Raw genomic sequence first — 24,072 nt, forward strand, 5'->3', positions numbered from 1 at the left:
CGAACAACGGAATATCGATGAAGATTCGCCTTCTCTCTGTCGCCTGTCTCGCGAGCGCCGCGGCGCTGCTGCCGGCCTGCACCATCGTCACCCGCAACTCGAGCGCCTGTGAACAATTGATGCGCAGCAAGCTGGCCGAGCCGTCGTCGGGGATGTCGTCGGATCGGCTGCGGGTCACGCATCGCGGGGCCGCGATTCGCGGCTCGCGGGTCGTGGTGGAGGGGACCATCGAGCATGCGGTGAGCGCGTCCGCGACCGCGGCTTCCGCGCCGCTCACGGCATCGGCGTCGCAAGCGGCCTCCGAGGCCAAGGTGGCCGCGAAGCCGGCCCAGCCGTCGAGAGTCCGCACGCCGGCGGCCGCCGAGTGCACATTCCACGGCGAACAGCTCGACGTATTCCGCTGGCTCGCGCCGCCGCAGCTGGCCACGCCGGCAGCACAACCGGCCAGCGCGGCGGGCTGAGTTCGCAGCCGCGTGCCGCACCGTCGCTGCGCATCCAACCCAGGCAACCCTCAGAACGCGTAATACGGTCCCTGGCCGGCCGACGTATTGCGCGTCGCAATCGCCGTGTAAATGCGTTTGCCGTAAAAGAACGGCAAGCCCCAGCCGAAACCCAGACTCGAATTGCCGGCGAGATTATCGAACGCGTTGTTCGACGACGAGAACAGCGTGTTCGAATTGGCGATGTCGAACGAAACCGTGCTCGACACGCCATCGATGCCGCTGATCGACGCGCTTGCCGACTGCGTCGAAGTCGGGCAGTACCAGAAGCCGCACAACGGGAACTGCGTCGAGTGGAAGAAGAGGCCGTTCGAGCCGCTGTCGAGATAGCTCACCGCATAGGTCAGGCCGCCCGTGTTCGTCGTCACGTAACCGGTCGCCGAGTTCGCCCTCAGAACGTTCGTGCCCGTGAGCATATTGTTCGACTGGGTGCCGATGCCGAAGATCAGCGAGCCTGACACGCTCGCCGCGCCCGCATCGGCGACGGCTGGCAGGTCGATCACGACGCCGTTGTTATCGAGCGGGAAGCTGCTGACCGGATTGGTCACCTGCTGCGCGAGCGGCTGCGCGGTCGGGCTGCAGCCGCTCGTCGTGCAGCTGTAGTACCAGCGCGGCAACGCGGAGTTCGCGCAGCCGTTGCCGCAGTCGACCGGGAACAGGCCCACGCCGAGGATGCCATTCGCGTGCAGGCTCGATACGGTCAGCAGCGACGCGCCGCCGGAGTTCGCGCAGTCGGCGGGTGCGCCGGGCAGCGCGCTGTCGGCGATCAGTTGGATCGGAATCGATGACGCCTGTTGGCCAGCCATGCGTACGTCCGCGGTGTGAATCGAGCCCCACGCGTAGCCGCTGCCGAATACCGCACATTCGGCGCTTACGCCGCTGCCCGCGGCGATGGTCGGCAGCGACAGGGTGGTCGGCAGCGCCGATGCGAGGATGCGCAGGCCGTTCGAGCCGGTGTCCACCTGGATGTCGTCGATCGTCGCACAGTTGCCGGTGCCGGCCTGGCAGACGGTGACGCTCGTCATCAGCATGTTGCGCGTATTGCCGGGCGATACGCCGACCGTGACCGGCTGCACGTTGGGCGTGGTCGATTGCGGCACGTTCGCGCTGGGAGTCGGCGCGCTCGCGGAACTGGTCGGCGCGCTCGCGGACGGCGTCGAGCCGGAGCCGGACGAGCCGGACGAACTGCCGCCTCCGCCGCCGCAGCCGACCAGGGCCGCGCAGACGATCATAAGCAGGGCATGGAAACGCAAGGCGGATTTCATGGCGTGGCGGTCCGTCTGGTGGAACTCAGGCGTGAAAGGGGGCGCGACCGACGCGTGCGGGGCGCGCGCGTCACTGGATGTCGTCCGAGGTGACGCCGGCGGGCAAAGCCGCCGGCAGCCACGCGCGGCCGACGTAGCCACGCATCGGTCCGCCGGACTCGACGATCACGTCGGAGCGCGCGACCCGCGACGAATGCAGATTGCCGCTGCCGGCCGCCGCCGCGGCGCCGGTCTTGTACGAGTCGCCGTATTTGCCGAGCAGCGCGTGCAGATCCGGCATCGTCGGGCCTTGCCATGCGTAGGCGACGATCAGGCCGGTGCTGGTCGCGTATTCGTTGATGGTGGTATTGCCGGCGTCGGTCCACGTGCGCTCGCGCAGTGCGCCATTGAGCAGCGTGCGCGGCGCGCTCGCGCCCACCACCGCCTGGCTCGGCATCGTGCCGCCCAATTCGGCATGCGCGCCGAAGCTCGCGCAGCACGCGACGACGGCGATCACCGAGGCGATCGCGGATGGATGGAGACTGCACTTGGACATGAGGCCTTCCTCGTTTGGTGCCGGATTTTTATTGAGATAACTCGATTAACGTAGCACCGGTTTTCTTCTGGTCTTTGCACATTGCGGCGGACAGGACCGCACGCCATGTTGAAAAACAAGCCGCATGCAGACCGGAAGCCCTTATTCGGCGGGCCTCCGGCGAAGACTTGGGAATACTCCCAAGGGTCAACTCGAAAGTGTCATTGAGTGTTAAATTTACCTCATAAGAGGGCAAATAGCGTGACGGGCGCGGCCTTTTTTCCCGAGGCCGTTGCGTCGCCATGGCATCGGCGAGTCCCGGGCAAACCCCAGTTTTTGCACACGCCTCGCCGGGACCGGTAAAATGTTGGGTTGATCCACGGAAACTTGCCGTGGCGTAGCGGAAGGATTCCCCGAACATGACTGATTTTCGTCTCACCAAGCGGTTTGCAGTAATGCTCATGGCAGGCGGGCTGGTCGCCGGCTGCGGTACCTCGTCGCCGACCAAAATCGACTATAGGAGCGACTCCCGTTCGAAGCAGGTATCGCTTGCCGTACCGCCGAACATGATCGACGAGACGGCCGATCAGCGTTCGCTGCCGCCGCAGGGCGGCGAAACCTCGCTGTCCACGCTGAAACAGGTGCAGGCGCAGGCGCCGGCCGGCGATGCGGTTGCGGTCGTGCCGCCCGTCCAGGGCATCCACATCCAGCGCGACGGCACCGAAAGCTGGCTCGTGATCGACAACAAAACGCCCGATCAGGCCTGGCCGCAAATCCGCCGCTTCTGGCAGGAGCAGGGCTTCCTGCTCGTCGTCGACCAGCGCGACAAGGGCGTGATGGAAACCGACTGGAACGAAACCCACGCGCAGATCAACGACGGCTTTATCCGCAACACGCTGTCGAAGGCGATGGGCAACAGCTACGTGAGCTCGGAGCGCAACAAGTTCCGCACGCGTCTCGAAGCCGCGCCGAAGGGCGGCACCTACGTGTTCGTCAGCCAGAAAGGCATGCGTGAGGCGATCACCGGTACGAACAACGAGTCGACCCAGTGGCAACCCAAGCCGAACGACCCGGCGCTCGAGCAGGAATATCTGAAGCGCCTGATGGCCTCGCTCGCGCGGGCTGAATCGGGTGCGGGTGGCACGCAGAACGCCGAGCTGTCGCCTGCGGGCACGCAGATCGCGCCGAACGCGGCGACGGCGGGTGCGAAGTCGGCGACGGCCGCCGTTGTCGCGCAGAACGTCGCGCTGGCGGCACAGCCGTCGACGCCGGACGTGGATTCGGCCAACAATACGTCGGCGCAGCTGTCATCGACCGAACTCACGCTCGGCGAGCCGTATGACCGTGCGTGGCTGCGCGTAGGCCTCGCGCTCGATCGCAGCAATTTCACGGTCGACGACCGCGACGTGAGCCGCGGCCTGTATTTCGTGCGCTACGTCGATCCGAAGGATATGTCGTCGGCCGAGCAGGGCTTCTGGAGCCAGGTCTTCCACGGCCGGAAGGAGAAGGTCGCCAAGGAGTATCGCGTGAACGTGCGCGCGGTGACCCCGAATCAGACCCGCGTGGCCGTGGTCGACGACAAGGGGCAAGTCGACGAAAGCTCGCAGGCCAAGCAGATCATGAGCCTGATGGCCTATCAGCTGCGCTGATACGAGAGCCTCGCGGCCAACGCCGCCGGTTCGACGAAAAAACCGCCCGGAGCAATCCAGGCGGTTTTTTTTCGACCGCGCCCTCAGGTATCCGCGCGCCGCCGGGTGCCCACCCACGGCAGCCGCTTGATCACGCCGGTCGCCAACGCGGTGCCGACCAGAATCACCGCGCACCCCTCAAGCATGCCGGGCGACACCGTCTCGCCCAGAAACAGCGCGCCCCACAGAATGCCGAAGATCGGAATCACGAAGGTCACGGTGATCGCGCGTGTCGGCCCGGCGACCGCGATCAGATGGAAGAACAGCATGTACGCGATGCCGGTGCAGGCGACGCCGAGCGCGATCACCGCGCCCCACGCGCGCAGCGAGATCGGCGCGGCGGGCCAGTAGATCACCGCGAGCGGCAGCAATACGATCGTCGCGCCGATCATCGTGCCGGTCGCGACGCTGAGCGCGTCGACGCCAGTCAGGTGACGCTTCGTGTAATTGGCGGCGATGCCATAGAGCAGCGTGGCACCGAGCGCGGCGCCGGCCGCAAGTGCGACGGTGAGCGGCGAGGCCGCCGAGCCGTCCGGCGCCGCGATCTGGTCCCACACGAGCATCAGCACGCCGAGAAAGCCGACCACGAGGCCGAGCGTGCGCAGCGCGCTGAGCCGGTCGCGCAGCCACAGAAAGCCGACCAGCGCGCCCCACAGCGGCGCGCACGCATTGATCACCGACGTGACGCCCGCCGACAGCGTCAACTCGGCATACGCGAACAGGCAGAATGGCGCCGCCGAATTGAGGATGCCGACAACGAGCAGCGGCAACGCATGCGTGCGCAACACCGTGGCGGACTGTTGCAGCGGCCGTCGCGCGATCAGCACGATCGCGAGAAAGAGGGCGCCGATGCCGACGCGCAGCGCCATCAGCGGCGCGACGCCGAAGTCGGTCACGCCGACGCGGATGAACAGGAACGATGCGCCCCACAGGGCGGCGAGGATCAGCAGTTGCAGAAGGTTTCTGGCTTTCATTGGAATGGCGCCGCGCGCAGTTGAGTCGAGACGCCAGCTCATCCTAACAGTGCGATCGCGCGATTCGTTTCAATGCGGGATGAAACGGCAAGATCCGGGAGACGGCCGCGTCCGGGTAGGTCGATCGTAAACGCCGCGAGGGTGCGCGCCAAACGAGCAATTCTCACCGATATGTGAGAAAAATTGCGATGCGGCGGAGCGGTAGCGGGGACGGAATTGCAAACGGCGCCTGCGATGCGCGGGCGCCGTCCGAAACAATGTGAACTGCGTTGCGCCGTCAGCGGCGCGAGCTCAGTGCGGAATCATCCATTGCAGGAAGTTCTGCTGCGCCCACACGAGCACGCCGAGCAGCACCGTGAGCAGAATCGAATGTTTGAAGGTCTTGGCGAACACGACGCCTTCCTTGCCCTTCAACTCGGTGGTCGCGACGCCGGTCGAAATGTTCTGCGGCGAGATCATCTTGCCCATCACGCCGCCCGACGAGTTGGTCGCCGCCATCAGCACCGGATTCAGATTGAGCTGCTTGGCCGCCACCACCTGCAGATTGCCGAACAGCGCATTGCCCGACGTATCGCTGCCCGACAGGAACACCGCGACCCATCCAAGGAATGCCGACACGAGCGGAAACACCGGCCCGACCGACGCGACTCCGAGGCCGAGCGTGTAGTTGAGGCCCGAGTAGTTCATCAGATACGCGAGGCCGACGATCGTCGCCACGGTCAGAATCGCGATGCGCGTTTGCACCCACGTGTCGGAGATCGCCTTGCCGAACTCGGCGGGGGAGAGCCGCACGACGAACGCGGTGATGAGCGCCGCGACGAGGATCGCGGTGCCGGTCGCAAGCGGCTGGAAGTCCCAGATCGCGCCGTACGGCGTGTTGTACAGCGTGATGAACACGGCCTTGTCGAGACCCGGCCACGATACCTTGACGTCGCCGATCGTGAAGATCCTCGCGACCGTCCAGACGATCACGACAACCGACACGATGATCCACGGATACCAGCCCTGCACGCCGCCGATTTTGCCGCGCACCTCGTTGATGCGATCGACGTTGATCGCAAATTTCGGATCGGCGACGGGCTTCCAGACCCGCAGGAACGCCACGGTCAGGATCAGCGAAACCAGCGAAGACAGCACGTCGGTCAGGCTGTAGTTCACGAAGTTCGAGACGACGAACTGGGTCAGCGCGAAGCTCAGGCCCGACACCAGCAGCACCGGCCAGATCCGCAGCATGTTGCGAAAGCCCGCGTACACGCCGATCACATAGAAGGGCAGCAGGACTGCAAAGAACGGCAATTGCCGCCCGACCATCTTGCCGAGCACATCGGACGGCAAATGCGTGACCGCGCCGAGGACCGTGATCGGCACGCCGAGCGCGCCGAACGCGACCGGCGCGGTATTGAAGATCAGCGTGAAGACCAGCGCTTCGAGCGTTGGAAAGCCGAGCATGATCAAGAGTGAGCTCGTGATCGCGACCGGAGTGCCGAAGCCCGAAATGCCCTCGAGCAGCGCGCCGAACGAAAAGCCGACCACGACGAGCACAATGCGCCGGTCGTTCGGCAGGTTGTCGATCATCCACAGGCGGAAGGCCTCGAAGCGTCCCGAGCGCTGCGCGATGTTGTACAGCAGGATCGCGGTGAACACGATCCACATCACTGGCCAGATCGCAAAGACGACGCCGGCCGCGACCGAGTTGAACGCGAGCCCGAGCGGAAACTGCCAGACGAAAATCGCTACGATCAAACCGACGATCAATCCCGCGAGCGACGCCTGCCACGCTGGCCTGCGCGCCCAGCCGAGCAGCGCGAGCACGACGATGATCGGCAGCGCGGCGACGATAAACGACGCAACAAGCGAATTACCGACTGGAGTGAGCAGTTGATGAAACATCACCTCTCCTTCGTTATTGTGTAATTCGACGCGGGAGATTGCGCATGACGGCGCGTCGCTCTGGCACGGCGGACGCTCGCGAGTGGCCTCGACCAAGCGGCGGCGCCTGATTTAAGCGGGTGCTGCGTGCAACCTTTCAAGAATAGAGCGCCATATCGGCGAGTCAAGCCGGGAAAGTACGGGCGGGTGTGCGCGGTGGCGGGCGAACGAAAGACAGGTCAATGCCAATGGCCGCCCCAATGGCCCCCCCAGTAGCCACCAATGCCGATCGCAATCGACGGTCCATAGTAGGCGGGATAGCCGTAATAGGCGGGATAAGGATAAGCGGGCGGCGGATAGTAGGCGGGATACACCGGCGGCGCCACATACACGGGCGCGGCGGTTGCATAACCGGGCGGCATGTCCTGCGGCGCGACCTGCATTTGCGCCTGGGCTTGAGGTGTCTGCTGTGGATCGGTGGCCGGTGCGGTTTGGTCCGGTGTGGTCGCGGGCGCGGTCGAATAGTACGACGTGTAATAGCCCGCGGGATAGTAGCCGACGGGGTAATAGCAGCCGGCTAAAAACAGACTGGAGGCGAGCGCGGAAATCGCGGCGGCGGGCCGCGCGAACCTTGCGGAAAAACTGGATGCCTCGCGTGGCGTCGAGAGGCGCACCGCGCGAAGATGGGTGACGACGCGGGACTTCATAACGCGCTCCTCGATGAACCGATGCCGCCTCGCGCGACGTCGTTATGAGGAGCTTACGCTTCTGCCGCGGCAGCGCTGTGGCAAAACCGCAACCGCATATTTCAGTCTATTTCCACGCGCGCTGTCGGGACGAGGGCGCACCGCATTCGCGGCCCTCGTCAGTCCAGTGCGTGGTCGGAATAAATGGTTGGCTGTCCTGTATGAATCGTCAGACGCATCATCGGACGCAACGCTCGCTTGCCGCTCACTTGCCGATCTGGTTACCGATGACACCGCCCACGGCCGCGCCGCCCAACGTCGACAAGCCGCTGCCGCCGATCGCCGCGCCGGCCGCGCCGCCGACACCCGCGCCGATCGCGGTATCGCGTGTGCGTGGGGACATGTCGCCGCATGCCGCCACACCCGCGACGAGCGCAAGCGCGACTGCGACCGTGCCAAGACGAGTACCGAGTTGACGGATCGATTTCATGATGCTGACTCCCTTCGTTGTTGGAAGTAGTTGTTTCTTTCTGTCAGCACACAACGTGCCTGCTCGACGCGGCGGAATAAAAAAAGCCCGCCATGCCGGCGGGCTTCGATACTGCAGGGCGCTAGGTCGCGCGCGCGTCGCGCAAGCCGCTTATTGCCGCTGATAAATCTCCGCGCCTTGCTTCATGAATTCGATCGACTTGACTTCCATGCCTTTCTGCAGCGCTTCGTTATCGCTGACGCCCTGTTGCGCGGCGAACTCGCGCACGTCCTGGGTGATCTTCATCGAGCAGAAGTGCGGGCCGCACATCGAGCAGAAATGCGCGACCTTGGCCGAATCCTTCGGCAGCGTCTCGTCGTGGAATTCGCGCGCCTTGTCCGGGTCGAGACCGAGATTGAACTGGTCTTCCCAGCGGAATTCGAAGCGTGCCTTCGACAGCGCGTTGTCGCGTACCTGCGCGCCCGGATGACCCTTCGCGAGGTCCGCTGCGTGCGCCGCGAGCTTGTACGTGATGATGCCGGTCTTCACGTCGTCCTTGTTCGGCAGACCGAGGTGTTCCTTCGGCGTCACGTAGCACAGCATCGCGGTGCCGAACCAGCCGATCATCGCGGCGCCGATGCCCGACGTGATGTGGTCGTAGCCCGGCGCGATGTCGGTGGTCAGCGGCCCGAGCGTGTAGAACGGCGCTTCGTCGCACCAGTCGAGCTGCAGGTCCATGTTCTCCTTGATCAGCTGCATCGGCACATGGCCCGGACCTTCGATCATCACCTGCACGTCGTGCTTCCATGCGATCTGCGTGAGCTCGCCGAGCGTCTTCAGCTCGCCCAGTTGCGCTTCGTCGTTCGCGTCGTAGATCGAGCCGGGACGCAGGCCGTCGCCGAGCGAGAAGGCCACGTCGTAGGCCTTCATGATTTCGCAGATCTCTTCGAAGTGCTCGTACAGGAAGCTTTCCTTGTGATGCGCGAGACACCACTTCGCCATGATCGAGCCGCCGCGCGACACGATGCCGGTCATCCGGTTCGCGGTGAGCGGCACGTATTGCAGACGCACGCCCGCGTGGATCGTGAAGTAGTCGACGCCCTGCTCAGCCTGTTCAATGAGGGTGTCGCGGAAGATTTCCCACGTCAGATCTTCGGCCTTGCCGTTGACCTTTTCGAGCGCCTGGTAGATCGGCACCGTGCCGATCGGCACCGGGCTGTTGCGGATGATCCATTCGCGCGTTTCATGAATGTGCTTGCCGGTCGACAGATCCATCACCGTGTCGCCGCCCCAGCGGATCGCCCACGTCATCTTGTCGACTTCCTCGCCGATGGAGGAGGTCACCGCCGAGTTGCCGATGTTCGCATTGACCTTCACGAGGAAGTTGCGGCCGATGATCATCGGCTCGCTCTCCGGATGATTGATGTTGTTCGGGATGATCGCGCGGCCGCGCGCGATTTCCTCGCGCACGAATTCCGCGGTGATTTCGCTGAGACCGTTCGGACCGAACGCGCTCGCGCCGAATGCCTGGCCGGGGTGCTGGCGGCCCATCATCGCGGCGAGCTTCGCGCCGTTCGGGCCGCTCGCCTTCAAGGTCTCCAGATACTCGGCACGACGCTGGTTCTCGCGAATCGCGATGTATTCCATTTCCGGCGTGATGATGCCTTGCTTCGCGTAGTGCATCTGCGTCACGTTCTTGCCGGCGATCGCGCGGCGCGGCGTGCGATGCAGGCCCGGGAAACGCAGCTGCGCGGTGGCCGGATCGGCGGCGCGCTCGCGGCTGAAGCTGCTCGACAGACCGGTCAGCGGCTCGGTGTCGCCGCGCTCCTCGATCCACGCCTGACGCAGCGCGGGCAGACCCGCGCGGATGTCGATCTTCGCGTCCGGGTCGGAGTAGGGGCCCGACGTGTCGTACACGTAGATCGGCGGATTCTTTTCGCCGCCGAAGCTGTCGGGCGTGTCTGCCTGCGAGATTTCGCGCATCGGCACGCGGATGTCGGGGCGCGAGCCGGTCACGTAGACCTTGCGCGAATTCGGCAGCGGCGCGACGGCGGCCTCGTCCACATGGGCTTCGGCGGAAATAAACTTCGGATTGGCGTTCATGTAAGTCTCCGTACAAAGTGGGGCGGCTAAGCAGGAGACTGAGATGGAAGTGGTCGGAAATCGCTAAGAGGTGACGCTGTTGAGGCTGGTGCGAGATCCGTACGCTTCCCTGCGCTGGCATTATCCAGATCAGGTTCAAAGGGTATTTCTCACCCACGCAACACGGACCTCCAGCTCCGCGCTACGCAGGACCCCCGCGTTAGCAGCGCACACGATACACCGCCCGCCCGCGGTTTGGCAACCTGTCTGAGTGATTCAAAAAACTGGTCCAGATGAATCCAGACATCTCCTATGCTAATTTCGAGACCGCATCAGACAGGGCAATTTACAGCAATTGAACAGCCGGCTTACAGCGAAAAATCGTCGGCGGCTTCGGGCTGATACAGAATTTTGTCGATCTTGAGCACTTGCTGATCGCCGCTGGGTGGCGTAAAGCTGATGCTCTCGCCGCGGCGCGCGCCGAGCAGCGCGAGGCCAGCCGGCGAGAATACGTTCAGCCGCCCTTGCGCGAAATCGGCGTTGGGCGGATAGACGACGGTCCACGTCATTTGTTCGCCGCTCGCCGAATCGATCAGCGTTGCTTGCGAGTTCATCGTGACGACGTCGGCCGGGATGTCGTGCGAGTCGACGATTACCGCACGTTCGAGCACGTCGTCGAGCATGTGCTGCAGCTTGGCGTTGGCGGCCGCATGTTTCTCGAGGCGGGTCACGTCGAGTTCGGTCAGATAGCAGGTTTTGATCTTCTTCATCATCAGGACTCCGATAAGGCGGTGAAGGATGGCCGCGTGCGACGATCCCATGCGGGTGGTCGGCGGATGAGTGCGAATGGGAAAGCCCGGAGCCCGGCGACGCGGCCCCCGGATATCGGCAGGCTACGTCAGCGAGGGCGCCGGGCGGCGTGAAGCGGGAGCATTCGGGACGTCTCGCCGGTGCCGTGCGGCGCGACGCCCGCGCGCGCGCAGCCGCCTGCGCGGCATGGGCGCAAGCGGGCGAGAGCACGGAAAGTCGGACGACGCAGCGAAGTCACGGGCAAAACGACCAGGTGATGGGAATAGCGAACGGCAGGTTGCCGCGCAGCAAAACGTGAAGCCCGCGACACCAGCGACGAAAGCTTGATGTTAGCACGCTGTCTCGGGCACTTCCGTTGGCGACATCGCGCTCCGTCGATCGGCCGTCTTTGTGCGGTGCCAGAAGAAAGCGACCTGATCCGCATTGCGTTCAAGCCAGTCAAAGGATTGCCGTTAAACAAAGTGCAGCGAAGGCCGCACTCCAGCGAAGCGATTCGCGGGATGGCGCGAGAATGGCGCGACGCGATTCGCGCCGATTGACAGAGAGGTGCACATGAAAGCGGAAACAATGCGGTGGCGAACGTTCGGTCGCACAGCCGCGGTGGTGGCATTGCTTGCCGCGCCGCTGGCGGCGCCGGCGGCATCGGCGGTGACGGGCGGCGTGATCCGGTTCGTGGGGATGATCGTCGCACCGCCGCTGCAGATCAGCGCGGATACGGCGCCCACTGGCATCGCCGTCGATAGCGCGAGCGTGGCCGGTCAGCGCTTCTCGCGCACGGTGACGTTCAGCGCGCCGCCGGGCGTCGTCAGCGGGGCCGATGTCGCGCTCGAAGTGAACGGCGGTACGCAGTCGCGCGATCGGGTGGCAGCGCGTTTCGTCGATGGCGCCGGGCACGGCGTGCTGGCCCGCGACGGCCACTACGCGGTCGATCGCACGGGCGGGGTGCTGTCGCTGAACGCGCGGCGCACCGATACGGACACGCGCGTGACGGTAGTGGTCAGTTACGACTGAGTCGCGGCGAGCCTTGGCTCGCTACCCATGCCGGAAAAAAATTAAAAGAGGCTTGTCATAACCGGCCGCGCGGTTCGACAAACGTGCAGATTACGATCGGAGCACGTCATGTCGACCGCGCACAATCGCTCGCTACTTCAGCGCTTTGCGACTTTTTCCAGGGCCGCCGCCGGCCTCGCGCTCGTTGTGCTGAGCGCTTCGGGCATCCGTGCGGCCGATGCGGCCGGGCCCCTATGCGCGACGCACAGCCCCGCGCACCGGTTAGCGCTCGTCGAGCTGTACAGCAGCGAGGGCTGCGATAGCTGCCCGCCCGCCGACCGTTGGCTCGGTCAATGGAAAAGCAACGGCGTCGCCCACGGCATCGTGCCGCTCGCACTGCACGTCGACTACTGGAACAGCCTCGGCTGGAGCGACCGGTTTTCCCAGCATCGCTTCACCGAACGTCAGGAGACGCTGACGCATCTCGCGGGCGCGCACACGATCTATACGCCGGAAGTGTTCGTCGCGGGCCGCGAGTTGCGCGACTGGTCGCAACGCGACAGTTTCGAGCGCCGCATCGACGAGCTCGTCGCCGCACCCGCGCAGGCCAATGTCGCGCTCGCGCTGAGCCCGCGTGCGCCCGGCGCGTTCGATGTCGATGCGCAGTTCAGCACGACGGCAGCCGCCATCACGGGTCCGTCGAGCGCCTATGTTGCGGTCTACGAGAACGCGCTGACGACGCAGGTCGGCGCGGGCGAAAACCGCGGCGCGACGCTGCATCACGAACGGGTCGTCCGTGCCTGGTTCGGGCCCGTGCCACTCGTCGCCGGTCACGCGCGGATTCGTCAGGACATCGCTCTACGCGAAGCGAGCGTCGACGCGAAAGCCGATCCGATCGACAACGCCGCCGACCGCTTCGGCGTGGTCGCGTTCGTCGAAAACGACGCGAGCGGCGATGTGCTGCAAGCGGCCGATCTTCCCGCGTGCCGTTGATCGACATCGCACGCGCCGCATTCTCTACCGCTGCCCGAGGAGAGCCGCCATGTCCACACCCACACCGCACGCCTTGCGCCCCGGCGCGCCCTCCGCGCCAGCCGCACCCAAGCGCGGCGTCATTCACCCGCTGTGGCTGCGCATCACGCATTGGCTGAACGCGCTCGCGGCGATCGTGATGATGCTGTCGGGCTGGCGCATCTACGACGCGTCGCCGATCTTCACGGCGTTCAGCTTTCCGACCGCGATCACGCTGGGCGGCTGGCTCGGCGGCGCGCTGCAATGGCACTTCGCGGCGATGTGGCTGCTGGTGTTCAACGGCCTCGTGTATATCGCGCTGAATCTCGCGAGCGGGCGTTTCCTGCGCAAGTTCCTGCCGCTGACGCCGCGCGCGGTGCTGCGCGATTTCATCGCCGCGTTGCGCGGGAAGCTGTCGCACGACGATCTGCGCGTCTATAACGCGGTGCAGAAATTCGCCTACCTGTTCGCGATCGCCGATCTGATCGTGCTGGTGCTCTCGGGGCTCGCGATCTGGAAGTCGGTGCAGTTTCCGCTGCTGCGTGACCTGATGGGCGGCTACGACAACGCACGCGTCGTGCACTTCATCGCGATGTCGCTGCTGGCCGCGTTTCTTGCGGTGCATCTGGCGATGGTCGCGCTCGTGCCGCGGTCGTTGCTCGCGATGCTGCGCGGACGTTGAGCCGCGGCTGCTCACGGCCATCCCGATATTCACGCTCATCGACGCGCCACCCGAACCCCCTATGGATACCGAATCATGAACAAGCCGATCGACAAACCAGCAGACCAACCCACGCAGCGTGTTGGCCACACGCTCGACCGCGCATCGATCCTGCTCGATGTGAAGCGCGAACTCGCGATGCCGTCGCGCCGCCTGTTCGGCAAGCAGCTATTGACGCTCGGCGGTCTATCGATGCTGAGCGGCTGCTCGCTGACCGACGACGCTTCCGTGAACCGCTTCCTCACCGCCGTGTCGCGGCTGAACGATCGCGCCCAGGCCGCGCTGTTCGACCCCAAGCAGCTCGCGCCGACCTACACGGAAGCGCAGATCACGCGACCGTTTCCCTTCAACGCGTACTACGGCATCGACGACGTGCCGCACGTCGACGGCTCCGATTATCAGCTGAAGCTGAGCGGGCTCGTGACCGGCAAGCGCGTGTGGACGCTGCCCGAACTGTACGCGCTGCCGCATGCCGAGCAGATCACGCGGCATATCTGCGTCGAAGGCTGGAGCGCGATCGGCCGCTGGGGCGGCACGCCCTTCGGCGATTTTCTGCGGCGTGTCGGCGCGGATACGACGGCGAAGTACGTCGGCTTCAAATGCGCGGACGACTACTACGAAAGCATCGACATGCCGACCGCATTACATCCGCAAACGCTGCTGACGTTTTCTTACGACGGCGAGCGACTACCCGCGAAATACGGCTACCCGATGAAGCTGCGCATGCCGACCAAGCTCGGCTACAAGAATCCGAAGCACATCGTCGAGATATTCGTCACCAATACGTATCCCGGCGGCTATTGGGTCGACCAGGGCTACAACTGGTTCGGAGGCTCCTGACGCATGCGGGCGCACGCGCGGTTGCGGCAGCGGCTTCGGAAGCACGCCGGCACGGGCCGGTTTCGATTCATCCACCACCAACGGAGTCATCCCATGAAGAAGATTGCAATCACCACGATCGCACTGCTGATGCTGGCAAGCGGCGGCGCCGCATTCGCGCAGGCAAGCGGCGCGATGTCGAACGATGCGATGTCGAAAGACGCGATGTCGAAAGATTCGATGTCCAAAGACAGCATGTCGAAGGACAGCATGAAAAAGGACGCAATGAAACACGATTCGATGAAAAAGGGCGGCGGCGCGATGGGCATGAAGCACGAGGCGTCGGGCGCGATGGGCAACTGAGTCGGCGCCAGGGTGCTTAGCGATCCTGCCGATGCGCGGAGCATCGAACGGATTCGACACCGAATGCAAGCCGGGGATGCGTCCCCGGCTTTTCTGTTGCGGGAACACCAAAAAGTTACGATTCTGTCGCGCGGCGCACTCGGCGCTTACTGCATAATGCGTTGCGCGCCGTGGCTTTCGCCCGCGGCGTCGCCGCGCATCGCGGCCGCGTTGCATGGGGTCGTTTTGACCGATTCCGCCGCCACAGCCGTTTCTGGCGCTTCCTGCGCCGCCCATCGTCTTACTGTTCCACCGACATGTCCGCCAGCCTCACCCGTCAGACCGCATCGCCGATGCGGTGCCCGCCATCCCGTCCGAAAGGCATCGACGCAGGCGCGGCGCCTCGCGGGCATCGAGCGCAGCGCGCGGGTCGAGTGGCGACGGCGGGCTGAACGCATGTCGCTGCAACGCTCGGTTTTTTCTCCGTCTGGCTGGCCGCTGCGTCTGCCGCAGTCGCGCAAAGGGAGGGTCGCGCTCGCGCTTGCCGTCGTTTATCTGGTGTGGGGCTCGACCTATCTCGCCGTGCACGTCGCGCTCGGCTCGTTCCCGCCGCTGCTGATGTCGGGCTTGCGCAACCTGTTCGCCGGCATCGGTCTGTTCGTGTTCGCCGCGCGCCGCAAGCCGGTCTGGCCGAGCGTCGCCGAAATTCGCAACGCGGGCCTCGTCGGCACGATGCTGGTGGGTCTGTCGAGCGGCATGCTCGCGTACGGCATGCGCACGGTCGGCACCGGCACCGCGGCCGTGATGGTCGCGACCGTGCCGCTGTTCGCGACCGTGATCGCGGCCGTCGCCGGACAGAAGATCGGCCGCGGCGAATGGTTCGCGGTCGGGCTCGGGCTCGCCGGCATCGTGATTCTGAGTCACGGCGACAGCACGCCGGGCTCGGTGGGAGGCAGTCTCGCGATTCTGTGCGGCGCCCTGTTCTGGGCCGGCGGCGCGCATCTGGCCGGGGTGTTGAAGCTGCCGTCGGACCTGTTTCTATCGACCTCGCTGCAGATCGGCCTCGGCGGCGCGATCTCGACGCTGGTCGCGTGGGCGGCGGGCGAGCGGATGCTCGAGCTGCATTTCCTGCCGCTCGTCGCGTTCCTGTATCTGATGCTGATCGGCACGATGGCCGCGTTCGTCGCGTACGGTTATCTGATTCGCCACACGAGCCCGATCATCGCGAGCAGCTGCATGTACGTGAATCCGATCGTCGCGGTTGCATTGGGTGCGCTGCTGCTCGGCGAGCCGGTCACACGCTCGACGGTGATCGCGACGATCGTGATCCTGAGCAGCGTCGGTTTGTCGTTCTGGTTCGATTACCAGAAGAAGGGCAGCGCCTGAGCGCGGTCGGTTCTCGTCGAACCGCGCCGCCGTTGTCAAAGCGCCGCCGCCAGCTCTGCGCCCTCGCGGATCGCGCGCTTCGCATCGAGCTCGGTGGCGAGCTTCGCGCCGCCGATCACATGAAAACGCGGGCCGCCGCTGCCGTGCTTGCCATCGACGGTCGACGGCATTAGCTCGCGCAACGACTCCTGCCCCGCGCACACGACGATCGTATCGACGTCGAGCCATTCGTCGGCACCGTCTCGCGCGATCCTCAGACCGCGCGCGCTGATCTCCCGATACTCGACACCGCCTAGCATCTGCACGCCGTTCCTCGCGAGCGCCGCGCGATGCACCCAGCCCGACGTCTTGCCGAGCCCCGCGCCGAGCTTGCCGGCCTTGCGCTGCAATAGCCAGATCTGCCGCGCCGGTTGCGCGGCAACGGGTGGCTTCAGGCCGCCGCGCTCGCGCACCGCGAGGTCGACGCCCCATTCGTCGAGCCACGTATCGCGCGGCACCGGCAGCGGCTCCCCCGCGCGATGCAGCAAAAACTCGCTGACGTCGAAGCCGATGCCGCCCGCGCCGATCACCGCGACGCGCGCGCCGACCGGCGCACCGCGCAGCACGTCCACATACGACAGCACGTTGGGCCCGTCGATGCCGGCAATCGCCGGCCGCCGCGGCACGATGCCGGTCGCGACGATCACGTCGTCGTAGGCGCCCGCGGCGAGCAGCGCGGCATCGACGCGCGTGCCGAGCCGCACCTCGACGCGATGGCGTTGCAACTGGCTGCGGAAGTAGCGGATCGTTTCGCTGAACTCTTCCTTGCCCGGCACGCGCATCGCGAGATTGAACTGGCCGCCGAGCGTGTCGCTGGCCTCGAACAGCGTCACGCGATGCCCGCGCGAGGCCGCCACCGTCGCGGCCGATAGCCCGGCCGGCCCTGCGCCGACCACCGCGATCGAGCGCGCCTGTCGCACGCTCGCTAGCGGCCGGTAGACGAGCTCGGTTTCGCGTCCCGCGCGAGGATTGACGAGGCAGCTCGCGCGCTGATTCCTGAACGTGTGATCGAGGCAGGCCTGATTGCACGCGATGCAGGTGTTGATTTCGTGCGCGCGGTCCTCGGCGGTCTTCAGCACGAAGTCGGGATCGGCGAGCAGCGGCCGCGCCATCGACACGAGATCCGCGGTGCCGTCGGCGATCAGCGCTTCAGCCACCTCGGGCGTGTTGATACGATTCGACGCGATCACCGGCACGTTGACGGATGCCTTCAGGCGCGCGGTCAGCGAGGCGAACGCCGCGCGCGGCACCGAGGTCACGATGGTCGGCACGCGCGCCTCGTGCCAGCCGATGCCGGTGTTGAAGATCGTCACGCCGGCCGCTTCGAGCGCCTGCGCGACCTGCACGGTTTCCTCCCACGTATTGCCGCCCTCGACCAGATCGATCAGCGACAGCCGGTACACGACGATGAAGCGCTCGCCGCATTCGGCACGCACCCGCTCGACGATCTCACAGGCGAGCCGCATGCGATTCTCGATGCTGCCGCCGTATCGATCGGTGCGCCGGTTCGTGCGCGGGCACATGAACTGGTTCAGCAAATAGCCTTCGCTGCCCATGATCTCGACGCCGTCGTAGCCCGCGCGTTGCGCGAGCCGCGCGCAGCGCGCGTAGTCGCGCACGGTTCGGTCGATGCCGGCGAGCGTCAGCGCGCGCGGCTTGAACTTCGAGATCGGCGATTTCAACGCCGACGCCGATACTGCGAACGGCTGATAGCCATAACGGCCCGCATGCAGGATCTGCAGCGCGATCTTGCCGCCCTCCGCGTGCACGGCCTCGGTCACGAGCCGGTGATTGCGCAGATCGAACACCGAGTTGAGCGTGCCGCCGAACGGCAGCAGCCAGCCCTCGCGATTCGGCGAAATGCCGCCCGTGATGATCAGGCCGACGCCGCCTTTCGCGCGCTCGCGGAAGTACGCGGCCAGTTGCGGGTAATGCCAGAAGCGGTCTTCCATGCCCGTGTGCATCGAGCCCATCACGACGCGGTTGGACAGACGTGTGAAGCCTAGGTCGAGATCGGCGAGTAAGTGTTGGTAAGACATGCAGGGACCGTGTAAGTGGGGGGCCGCACGAACGATACACCGCGCGCCGGACCAGACCGCCGAGGAAAAATTCTAAATCGCAGCAATCCATTGATTCGCAAGACCTGGGTCGGTTGTCTCAGGCCAGCTATTTGGGGCACGGCACACCCATTGCTGATTTTGAGCGTCCATCGACACGGACGCGCCACCGACAAAACCAGCGCGCCGTGCGGCACGGATGGGAGGAGGGCGACCGCGAGGCTTCCCGCGGCCGCCCGCGTATCAATGGGCGCTGAGCGTCAAGCCCTATATCGAGACAGGTGAACACAATGAAAATTATCCGAATCATGGTGGCGGTCGTTGCGGCCGCGGCGGTACTGAGCGCGTGCGGCGGCGGTGGTGATGGCAGCGATGTGGGCAAGACGCTGGGGTTGACCAATCCCGAGATCCATTTCGTTCACGCGCTTCCGGGTGGCCCCGCGGTCGACTTCCTTGTCAATGGCAGCGCGCCTTCCGGACAGACCAACATCTCGTATAAAGGCGTGACCAACCTCACCAATATCGACACGGGCCCGACGACCGTCGCGTATGCGGCGACCGGCACGAAGAACGCGCTCGCGAGCGGCAGCTTCCCCGATGTCGCGAAGGGCCACGTGTACACGGTGCTCGCGTTGCCAGGTCTGTCGGCGCCCGACATCGGCCTGATCGACGATCCGTTTGACAAGGGCCTGCTGACCAACGACGCGCGCGTGCGCGGCTTCAACGCGTCGGCGAACGCGCCGGACCTCGACCTCTACCTCGTGCAGGCCACCGCCACCAGCATCACCAACGTGTCGCCGACGCTCGCCGGCGTGTCGTTCAAGAACGCGGTGCCGGCGAGCGGCCAGGATTCGATCTACGTGTCGGGTGGCCAGTACGTGCTGATCGCGACGGTGGCCGGCAGCAAGACGCCGATCTTCCAGTCGAACTCGTTCTCGCTGGCGAACAACGCCGACTGGCTGATCACCTCGGTGCCGATCGCGGGCGTGTTGAGCCAACTGGCGCTTGGGCAGATTCATCTGCTGATCGTACAGAACGGCAATACGAGCACGCCGAGCGTGGAACTGTCGAATACGTTGACCGGGCAATGACGAGGGCCGCCGATCACCGGATGAGCCTCGCGCGGCGCGAGCATCGATGAGCCGCTCGCGCCAGCCGGACAATCAAGGACTCCGATGGTCGGAAAGTGGGGAGGACGACACGGCGATCCACGACAGTGGGTCGCCGTTCTCTTTGATGGCGCTCCGAAAACGCGTCGCATCGCTAGCCAGCAAGCCAGCATGCACGAAAAAAAAGCCCGCCGCGGCATCCCGCGACGGGCTCTGCAAAACCTGCTGCCATGTGCCGGCTTATTTTGCCTTTTCCGCCTCGTTCGTGATGGCGTGGCCGCCCTTCGAAATGTCCTGGCCGGCGCCCGCCATCGTGTTGCAACCCGTGACGAGCATGGCGGTTCCTGCGAGCACAAGCAAAGCGATCAGTCGAGTCATGAAACTTCTCCTTGTCGAGAATGCATCGGTTGATGTCGTCCGACCGGGGCCATGCCAGTCGATCAGGTTTCGATCCGGTTTCGAACCGGCCTGATTGCATGGTAAAAAAAGGGTGGGGGCGGCGCTGTCGGCCGTGCCGCGATTTTGTTGTAGGCGTGCTCCGGTGTTTGCGTCGGCGCACTCCTACAACGGCTTTGCGGTGCCACGGCCAGCACGCGTCAGACGGGGCTTTGCGACGAAGTGGTCGGTGTGGCCGGCGACGCCGGCGGCTGATCGATCGAAGGCGTCGCCGTGCTTGCGCTCGGCATCACGACGTCGATTTCGGTGCCGCTTTGCGCGCCACGGCGGATGTCGAAGCGTCCGCCATGCGCGGCCACGCGCTGGCGCATGCCGAGCAGGCCATGCGTATGCGTGCGTTTCAGATCGGCCGGCATGATGCCGACGCCGTTGTCCGCGATATGCAGCGCGACCTCGCCATCGCCGACCCGCAGCGCGATGCCGACCTTCGAGGCCCGCGCGTACTTGGCGGCGTTCGTCAGCGACTCCTGCGCGACCCGAAAGAGCGCGATCTCGGTCTGCTCATCGAGCTGGACATCGTCGGCGGGCAGGTGCAGTTCGAGCGTCCAGTTGTTGCGCTGCGCGGCTTCGTCGGCGAGCGTGCGCAGCGCGGTGACGAGCCCGAAATTGGCGAGTACGGTCGGCCGCATGTCCTCGATGATGCGCCGCTTCAACGCGATACCCTGGTCGAGATTGGCGAGCGCGCGCTGCAGCTTGTCGGCGATGTCTGGCTCGCTGTCCTTCAGCTTGCGGCGCGCCCACGCGACGTCCATCCGGCATGCGGTCAGAATCGCGCCGAGCTCGTCGTGCAGCTCACGCGCGAGCTGGGTCTTTTCGTTTTCGCTGACCGCCTGCAGATGCCAGCCGAGCGCTTCGAGCTGGCGCGTGCGCTCGCCCACCAGCTGGTCAAGTTCCTCCTGCTGCGTAATCAGCTGACGCTGCGCGCGCGCCTGCCGGTCGATCTGGATGCCGAGATTGCGAAACAGCAGAATGAACAGCACGATGTTCAGCGCCGACAGCCCCGCCGCGCACAGCGTCGACAGCCGCTGATCGGCGCGGCTCGCGGCCAGCGCGTGCTGCGCGCGGCGCTCCTCGTTGTCGCGCAGCAGCGTGAGCGTGCTGTCGATCAACGACGCGTCCGCCGGATTGACGTCGCTCGCGGGCCCGCATCCGCCGAGTTCGAGCGGATGCGGCGCCGCGTGCTGCATCGCGGCGGCGCCCGCGCCGATGCGCGCGTCGATCAGCGCGAGAATCTGCGTAAAGCTCGCGAGCTCCGCGCTGTCCGCGCGGCCGCCGCGATAGAAGTGGTCCAACTGCCGGGTGGTCTCGCGAATGCGCGCGGCGCTCGCGCAGAACGCTTGGGCGGATGCGTCGTCCTTCGTCAGAAGAAACTGGTTTTGTTGTGCGCTCAGGCGCGACAGGTCGCTCGCGAGCGTGCTCAGTTGCACGGTGACGTCGCGCGCTTCGAGCGCGGTCTCGTACTCGGCGGCGATGCGCTCACGCGCGCTCTCCAGAATCACGAGGCCGCCCACCGTGATCACGATCGCGACCGTCATCGCGATCGCCCAACTGCGCCTGCGCATCCAGTCGGCGAGCCGCGCCGTGGCGCGCGCGCCAGGCTGTTTCGGCGGGTTCTGCAGATTCGACACTTGCTGCTCCGGAAAGAGGGCATCGACTCGGGCGTCGACTTCGGCATCGAGCGAAGCCGCGCGTAACGTCGTCGTAATCCAATGTAAGCGGATTCTCACACGAAAAACGGCGAGCGTCGGAATGCGCGCGGCGCCGCGCATCGATAGCATGGACCCGATCGTTCATTCAATGTTTCGGGAGAAAACCATCATGCTGAAGTGGGCGCTGTTCTTCGCGATCGTCGCGGTGATCGCGGGTCTTCTCGGCTTCACCGGCATTGCGGCCGGCGCGGCGGCGATCGCGAAGTTCCTGTTCTTCGTGTTTGTCGTGCTGTGCGTGGTGTTCCTCGTGCTCGGCTTCGTCGTGACGAAGAAAACGATCGATTAGCGCGGCCATCGCAGTGGCGGCAAGCCGCGCCTTCATAGCAGGCGAGGGGTTTGCTGGTAGTCGATTGCAGGGCCAACAAAAGGGAGAAATGCCATGCTTCACTATGCCATCGTCTTCTTCGTGATCGCGATCATCGCGGCGGTGTTCGGCTTTACCGGCATCGCGGCCGGCGCGGCCGAAATCGCGAAGATCCTGTTCTACATCTTCCTCGTCGTGTTCGTGGTCACGTTGCTGCTCGGCGTGTTTCGAACCTAGCCACGCGAGCCCTGGATGAACGTAACACGAGATCGGCAGCGAAGTACGCAATACGTATAGGTAGGTACAGGTAGTCAACAAGGCGCGGGAACGCGCGGCGTTTGAATCCTCGATCGAGGCGCCCGCGTTCGAAGCGCGCCGTCATTCCACCGTCGGCGCATCAGGCGCGATTCGTGCTGATGCGCGATTCCCCCAATACCGGATAAAGGAGAAGTTCGATGACGAAGCAATCTGGCGACACGTTCGTGATGGACATCAAAAAGATCCGCGAGGACGCGCGCAAGCATATGTCGGATGGTCCGGTCACGCCGAGCTACGGCGCGAATCGCGACACGGTGCTCAAGCTGCTCAACGACGCGCTCGCCACCGAGCTCGTCTGCACGCTGCGTTACAAGCGTCACTACTTCATGGCGAAGGGCATCAACTCCGAAGCGGTCGCGACGGAATTCGCCCAGCACGCGAGCGAGGAGCAGGAACACGCCGATCGCATCGCCGAGCGCATCGTGCAGCTTGGCGGCGAACCCGATTTCGCGCCGGACGGCATCAAGGCACGCGCGCATTCGGAATACAAGGAAGGCACCGATCTGACCGACATGATTCGTGAGAACCTGGTCGCGGAGCGTATCGCGATCGACACGTACCGCGAGATCGTCCGCTATCTCGGCGAAAAGGACGTGACCACGCGCCGGCTGTTCGAGGAGATTCTCGCGGTCGAGGAAGAGCACGCCGACGATATGGCGGATCTGCTCGCGGGGCGTGAGTAGCGCGCCAAAGTGACAGGGAAGCGACGAAGACGCGGCGCAATAGTGTTGACCGGGCGCCAGCGAACTCGGGAATGCCGGCGGCTGCGGTACGAAGCCGCCCTCGCAGTCCACGTTCTGCCGTGGCCGCGGATCATTACAATGTCGGCTTAGGAGCGACTCCCTTTGCACGGACACCCAACCGATGATTCGAGTGCTGATAGCTGACGATCATGCGATCGTTCGAGGTGGTTTCAGACAGTTCGTCGCCGACGAGCCGGATATGTGCGTCGCCGCCGAGGCCGCGACCGGCGAGGAAGCGATCGTCCTCGTGCGCGAGCAGGCATTCGACGTGGTGCTGCTCGACATCGCGATGCCGGACAAGAACGGCATCGATACGTTGCGGGTGATCAAGCAGGTGCGTCCGGAGCAGGGCGTGCTGATCCTGTCGGGCTACCCCGAGAGCCAGTACGCGATCAATCTGCTGCGCGCGGGCGCGAACGGCTATCTGAACAAAGACTGCGAGCCGGAGGAAATCGTCCGCGCGATCCGCTCGGTTGCGCGCGGTCACCGCTATCTGTCGGAGGCGGTCGCCGATACGCTTGCCGACAATCTCGACAAGCCCGCCGCCGGGCGTCCCCATGAAGCGCTATCGGAGCGCGAATTCCAGATCTTCTGCAAGCTCGCGGCAGGGCAGTTGCCGACCGAGATCGCGGAAGAGCTGCATCTGTCGGTCAAAACGGTGAGCACGTATCGCGCGCGGGTGCTCGAGAAGATGCGACTCGCGAACAACGCGGACCTCACGTACTACGCGATCAAGAATGGTCTGATCGAATGACGATCGAGACATCCTGATGAACAGCGAATCGAACCCTGCTACCGATCCAGCCAGCCGCGCGCCGTTGCGCGTGCTGCTGATCGAGGATTCGCCGCTGATCCGCCGCAGCCTCGTCGAGGCGATCGATGCTTCGGGCTTGCTGCGCGTGGCCGCTTATGCCGATTCCGCCGATCAGGCGATCGCGTTGCTCGGCGACGAAGCGTTCGACGCGGTAATCGTCGATTTGCAGCTGAAGCGGGGCTCGGGTGTGCCGGTGCTCGCGTATCTGCAGCGCGAGGGGCTGATCGATTCGATGTTCGCGGCGGTGCTGACCAATCATGCGTTGCCCGCGTATCGAGCGCGCTGCGAGCAGTACGGCGTGCGGCACTTTTACGACAAATCGTTCGAGTTCGATCGTGTGCTCGACGCGCTGCATGAGTATGCGTTGGGGCGGGGGGGCGGCGAGTAAGAGCCTGCG

At 65.0% G+C, this 24,072-nt stretch carries 25 protein-coding genes and 1 riboswitch; of the genes, 14 read left to right on the forward strand and 11 right to left on the reverse strand.

What is annotated here, in order from left to right; genetic code table 11:
- The first annotated feature begins 17 nt into the window (after nt 1–17).
- The gene (locus AB3X94_RS01385) at nt 18–461 is read left to right on the forward strand and encodes a hypothetical protein (protein ID WP_176108108.1); all 444 of its coding nucleotides are present in this window, start codon (nt 18–20) and stop codon (nt 459–461) included.
- Nucleotides 462–511: 50 nt separating this feature from the next.
- Here AB3X94_RS01385 and AB3X94_RS01390 read toward each other — a convergent pair whose 3' ends face one another.
- Both AB3X94_RS01390 and AB3X94_RS01395 read right to left on the reverse strand, forming a co-directional pair.
- A complete protein-coding gene (locus AB3X94_RS01390; protein WP_176108109.1) occupies nt 512–1,765 on the reverse strand; it encodes a DUF3443 domain-containing protein in 1,254 nt (417 codons plus the stop codon).
- Nucleotides 1,766–1,835: 70 nt separating this feature from the next.
- Entirely contained in the window at nt 1,836–2,300 is a 465-nt protein-coding gene (locus AB3X94_RS01395; protein ID WP_368610635.1) for a DUF2844 domain-containing protein, read from the reverse strand.
- A 398-nt stretch (nt 2,301–2,698) separates the two neighbouring features.
- Between AB3X94_RS01395 and bamC the strand changes: the two genes are divergently transcribed.
- Nucleotides 2,699–3,928, forward strand: coding sequence for an outer membrane protein assembly factor BamC (gene bamC / locus AB3X94_RS01400; protein WP_176108111.1), 1,230 nt, complete (start codon nt 2,699–2,701; stop codon nt 3,926–3,928).
- Nucleotides 3,929–4,011: 83 nt separating this feature from the next.
- On the opposite strand, the gene AB3X94_RS01405 is transcribed toward bamC, so the two are convergent.
- The 6 genes from AB3X94_RS01405 to AB3X94_RS01430 form a co-directional block, all read right to left on the reverse strand.
- Nucleotides 4,012–4,941 (reverse strand): DMT family transporter, encoded by a 930-nt coding sequence (locus AB3X94_RS01405; protein ID WP_368591823.1) that lies wholly within the window; start codon nt 4,939–4,941, stop codon nt 4,012–4,014.
- Between the two features lie 291 nt (nt 4,942–5,232).
- Nucleotides 5,233–6,831, reverse strand: a complete 1,599-nt coding sequence (locus tag AB3X94_RS01410) for an L-lactate permease (protein ID WP_368610636.1) — start codon at nt 6,829–6,831, stop codon at nt 5,233–5,235.
- 218 nt (nt 6,832–7,049) lie between these two features.
- Nucleotides 7,050–7,517, reverse strand: a complete 468-nt coding sequence (locus AB3X94_RS01415; RefSeq protein ID WP_368610637.1) for a hypothetical protein — start codon at nt 7,515–7,517, stop codon at nt 7,050–7,052.
- A gap of 244 nt (nt 7,518–7,761) precedes the next feature.
- Entirely contained in the window at nt 7,762–7,986 is a 225-nt protein-coding gene (locus tag AB3X94_RS01420; protein WP_176108115.1) for a glycine zipper 2TM domain-containing protein, read from the reverse strand.
- Between the two features lie 150 nt (nt 7,987–8,136).
- Nucleotides 8,137–10,068 carry a phosphomethylpyrimidine synthase ThiC gene (gene thiC, locus AB3X94_RS01425; RefSeq protein WP_176136876.1) on the reverse strand — a complete coding sequence of 644 codons (1,932 nt, stop codon included), beginning with the start codon at nt 10,066–10,068 and terminating at the stop codon, nt 8,137–8,139.
- Nucleotides 10,069–10,156: 88 nt separating this feature from the next.
- Nucleotides 10,157–10,274, reverse strand: a riboswitch (TPP riboswitch).
- Nucleotides 10,275–10,415: 141 nt separating this feature from the next.
- Nucleotides 10,416–10,820: a GreA/GreB family elongation factor gene (locus tag AB3X94_RS01430; protein WP_368610638.1), complete on the reverse strand. Its 405-nt coding sequence runs from the start codon at nt 10,818–10,820 to the stop codon at nt 10,416–10,418.
- Between the two features lie 589 nt (nt 10,821–11,409).
- Between AB3X94_RS01430 and AB3X94_RS01435 the strand changes: the two genes are divergently transcribed.
- The 6 genes from AB3X94_RS01435 to AB3X94_RS01460 all read left to right on the forward strand — a co-directional run bounded on the left by AB3X94_RS01435 (nt 11,410) and on the right by AB3X94_RS01460 (nt 16,126).
- Nucleotides 11,410–11,868, forward strand: a complete 459-nt coding sequence (locus AB3X94_RS01435; RefSeq protein WP_368610639.1) for a hypothetical protein — start codon at nt 11,410–11,412, stop codon at nt 11,866–11,868.
- A 108-nt stretch (nt 11,869–11,976) separates the two neighbouring features.
- On the forward strand, nt 11,977–12,840 hold the full coding sequence (locus AB3X94_RS01440; protein WP_368610640.1) for a DUF1223 domain-containing protein: 864 nt from the start codon (nt 11,977–11,979) through the stop codon (nt 12,838–12,840).
- 49 nt (nt 12,841–12,889) lie between these two features.
- The gene (locus tag AB3X94_RS01445; protein WP_368610641.1) at nt 12,890–13,540 is read left to right on the forward strand and encodes a cytochrome b/b6 domain-containing protein; all 651 of its coding nucleotides are present in this window, start codon (nt 12,890–12,892) and stop codon (nt 13,538–13,540) included.
- 75 nt (nt 13,541–13,615) lie between these two features.
- Nucleotides 13,616–14,419 (forward strand): molybdopterin-dependent oxidoreductase, encoded by an 804-nt coding sequence (locus tag AB3X94_RS01450; protein WP_176108121.1) that lies wholly within the window; start codon nt 13,616–13,618, stop codon nt 14,417–14,419.
- 93 nt (nt 14,420–14,512) lie between these two features.
- Nucleotides 14,513–14,761, forward strand: coding sequence for a pentapeptide MXKDX repeat protein (locus AB3X94_RS01455; RefSeq protein WP_176108122.1), 249 nt, complete (start codon nt 14,513–14,515; stop codon nt 14,759–14,761).
- 435 nt (nt 14,762–15,196) lie between these two features.
- On the forward strand, nt 15,197–16,126 hold the full coding sequence (locus AB3X94_RS01460; protein ID WP_176368056.1) for an EamA family transporter: 930 nt from the start codon (nt 15,197–15,199) through the stop codon (nt 16,124–16,126).
- Between the two features lie 35 nt (nt 16,127–16,161).
- Here the strand turns inward: AB3X94_RS01460 and AB3X94_RS01465 are convergent, their stop codons facing one another.
- A complete protein-coding gene (locus AB3X94_RS01465) occupies nt 16,162–18,204 on the reverse strand; it encodes an FAD-dependent oxidoreductase (RefSeq protein ID WP_368610642.1) in 2,043 nt (680 codons plus the stop codon).
- A 308-nt stretch (nt 18,205–18,512) separates the two neighbouring features.
- On the opposite strand from AB3X94_RS01465, the gene AB3X94_RS01470 reads away from it, so the two are divergent.
- Nucleotides 18,513–19,313, forward strand: coding sequence for a DUF4397 domain-containing protein (locus AB3X94_RS01470; protein ID WP_368610643.1), 801 nt, complete (start codon nt 18,513–18,515; stop codon nt 19,311–19,313).
- 258 nt (nt 19,314–19,571) lie between these two features.
- Here the strand turns inward: AB3X94_RS01470 and AB3X94_RS01475 are convergent, their stop codons facing one another.
- Nucleotides 19,572–19,709: an entericidin A/B family lipoprotein gene (locus AB3X94_RS01475; RefSeq protein ID WP_013089876.1), complete on the reverse strand. Its 138-nt coding sequence runs from the start codon at nt 19,707–19,709 to the stop codon at nt 19,572–19,574.
- A gap of 218 nt (nt 19,710–19,927) precedes the next feature.
- Nucleotides 19,928–21,565, reverse strand: a complete 1,638-nt coding sequence (locus AB3X94_RS01480) for a sensor histidine kinase (protein ID WP_368610644.1) — start codon at nt 21,563–21,565, stop codon at nt 19,928–19,930.
- Between the two features lie 40 nt (nt 21,566–21,605).
- On the opposite strand from AB3X94_RS01480, the gene AB3X94_RS01485 reads away from it, so the two are divergent.
- The 5 genes from AB3X94_RS01485 to AB3X94_RS01505 all read left to right on the forward strand — a co-directional run bounded on the left by AB3X94_RS01485 (nt 21,606) and on the right by AB3X94_RS01505 (nt 24,063).
- Nucleotides 21,606–21,782: a DUF1328 family protein gene (locus AB3X94_RS01485; protein ID WP_026225929.1), complete on the forward strand. Its 177-nt coding sequence runs from the start codon at nt 21,606–21,608 to the stop codon at nt 21,780–21,782.
- Between the two features lie 93 nt (nt 21,783–21,875).
- Entirely contained in the window at nt 21,876–22,037 is a 162-nt protein-coding gene (locus AB3X94_RS01490) for a DUF1328 domain-containing protein (protein WP_006052455.1), read from the forward strand.
- Between the two features lie 218 nt (nt 22,038–22,255).
- Nucleotides 22,256–22,801, forward strand: coding sequence for a bacterioferritin (locus AB3X94_RS01495; protein WP_176108127.1), 546 nt, complete (start codon nt 22,256–22,258; stop codon nt 22,799–22,801).
- 181 nt (nt 22,802–22,982) lie between these two features.
- On the forward strand, nt 22,983–23,615 hold the full coding sequence (locus tag AB3X94_RS01500) for a response regulator transcription factor (RefSeq protein ID WP_062129555.1): 633 nt from the start codon (nt 22,983–22,985) through the stop codon (nt 23,613–23,615).
- 16 nt (nt 23,616–23,631) lie between these two features.
- Complete coding sequence (locus AB3X94_RS01505; protein WP_176108128.1) at nt 23,632–24,063, forward strand: response regulator; 432 nt, start codon at nt 23,632–23,634, stop codon at nt 24,061–24,063.
- The last annotated feature ends 9 nt before the right edge of the window (nt 24,064–24,072 follow it).

This window comes from Paraburkholderia sp. BR10923, from assembly GCF_040948765.1.
In the GTDB taxonomy this organism is placed as follows: domain Bacteria; phylum Pseudomonadota; class Gammaproteobacteria; order Burkholderiales; family Burkholderiaceae; genus Paraburkholderia; species Paraburkholderia youngii.

Bases quoted from the DNA above. Each gene is read 5' to 3' on its own strand.
- AB3X94_RS01385 (WP_176108108.1), top strand. From the start codon at position 18: ATGAAGATTCGCCTTCTCTCTGTCGCCTGTCTCGCGAGCGCCGCGGCG.
- AB3X94_RS01390 (WP_176108109.1), bottom strand. From the start codon at position 1,765: ATGAAATCCGCCTTGCGTTTCCATGCCCTGCTTATGATCGTCTGCGCG.
- AB3X94_RS01395 (WP_368610635.1), bottom strand. From the start codon at position 2,300: ATGTCCAAGTGCAGTCTCCATCCATCCGCGATCGCCTCGGTGATCGCC.
- bamC (WP_176108111.1), top strand. From the start codon at position 2,699: ATGACTGATTTTCGTCTCACCAAGCGGTTTGCAGTAATGCTCATGGCA.
- AB3X94_RS01405 (WP_368591823.1), bottom strand. From the start codon at position 4,941: ATGAAAGCCAGAAACCTTCTGCAACTGCTGATCCTCGCCGCCCTGTGG.
- AB3X94_RS01410 (WP_368610636.1), bottom strand. From the start codon at position 6,831: ATGTTTCATCAACTGCTCACTCCAGTCGGTAATTCGCTTGTTGCGTCG.
- AB3X94_RS01415 (WP_368610637.1), bottom strand. From the start codon at position 7,517: ATGAAGTCCCGCGTCGTCACCCATCTTCGCGCGGTGCGCCTCTCGACG.
- AB3X94_RS01420 (WP_176108115.1), bottom strand. From the start codon at position 7,986: ATGAAATCGATCCGTCAACTCGGTACTCGTCTTGGCACGGTCGCAGTC.
- thiC (WP_176136876.1), bottom strand. From the start codon at position 10,068: ATGAACGCCAATCCGAAGTTTATTTCCGCCGAAGCCCATGTGGACGAG.
- AB3X94_RS01430 (WP_368610638.1), bottom strand. From the start codon at position 10,820: ATGATGAAGAAGATCAAAACCTGCTATCTGACCGAACTCGACGTGACC.
- AB3X94_RS01435 (WP_368610639.1), top strand. From the start codon at position 11,410: ATGAAAGCGGAAACAATGCGGTGGCGAACGTTCGGTCGCACAGCCGCG.
- AB3X94_RS01440 (WP_368610640.1), top strand. From the start codon at position 11,977: ATGTCGACCGCGCACAATCGCTCGCTACTTCAGCGCTTTGCGACTTTT.
- AB3X94_RS01445 (WP_368610641.1), top strand. From the start codon at position 12,890: ATGTCCACACCCACACCGCACGCCTTGCGCCCCGGCGCGCCCTCCGCG.
- AB3X94_RS01450 (WP_176108121.1), top strand. From the start codon at position 13,616: ATGAACAAGCCGATCGACAAACCAGCAGACCAACCCACGCAGCGTGTT.
- AB3X94_RS01455 (WP_176108122.1), top strand. From the start codon at position 14,513: ATGAAGAAGATTGCAATCACCACGATCGCACTGCTGATGCTGGCAAGC.
- AB3X94_RS01460 (WP_176368056.1), top strand. From the start codon at position 15,197: ATGTCGCTGCAACGCTCGGTTTTTTCTCCGTCTGGCTGGCCGCTGCGT.
- AB3X94_RS01465 (WP_368610642.1), bottom strand. From the start codon at position 18,204: ATGTCTTACCAACACTTACTCGCCGATCTCGACCTAGGCTTCACACGT.
- AB3X94_RS01470 (WP_368610643.1), top strand. From the start codon at position 18,513: ATGAAAATTATCCGAATCATGGTGGCGGTCGTTGCGGCCGCGGCGGTA.
- AB3X94_RS01475 (WP_013089876.1), bottom strand. From the start codon at position 19,709: ATGACTCGACTGATCGCTTTGCTTGTGCTCGCAGGAACCGCCATGCTC.
- AB3X94_RS01480 (WP_368610644.1), bottom strand. From the start codon at position 21,565: ATGCTATCGATGCGCGGCGCCGCGCGCATTCCGACGCTCGCCGTTTTT.
- AB3X94_RS01485 (WP_026225929.1), top strand. From the start codon at position 21,606: ATGCTGAAGTGGGCGCTGTTCTTCGCGATCGTCGCGGTGATCGCGGGT.
- AB3X94_RS01490 (WP_006052455.1), top strand. From the start codon at position 21,876: ATGCTTCACTATGCCATCGTCTTCTTCGTGATCGCGATCATCGCGGCG.
- AB3X94_RS01495 (WP_176108127.1), top strand. From the start codon at position 22,256: ATGACGAAGCAATCTGGCGACACGTTCGTGATGGACATCAAAAAGATC.
- AB3X94_RS01500 (WP_062129555.1), top strand. From the start codon at position 22,983: ATGATTCGAGTGCTGATAGCTGACGATCATGCGATCGTTCGAGGTGGT.
- AB3X94_RS01505 (WP_176108128.1), top strand. From the start codon at position 23,632: ATGAACAGCGAATCGAACCCTGCTACCGATCCAGCCAGCCGCGCGCCG.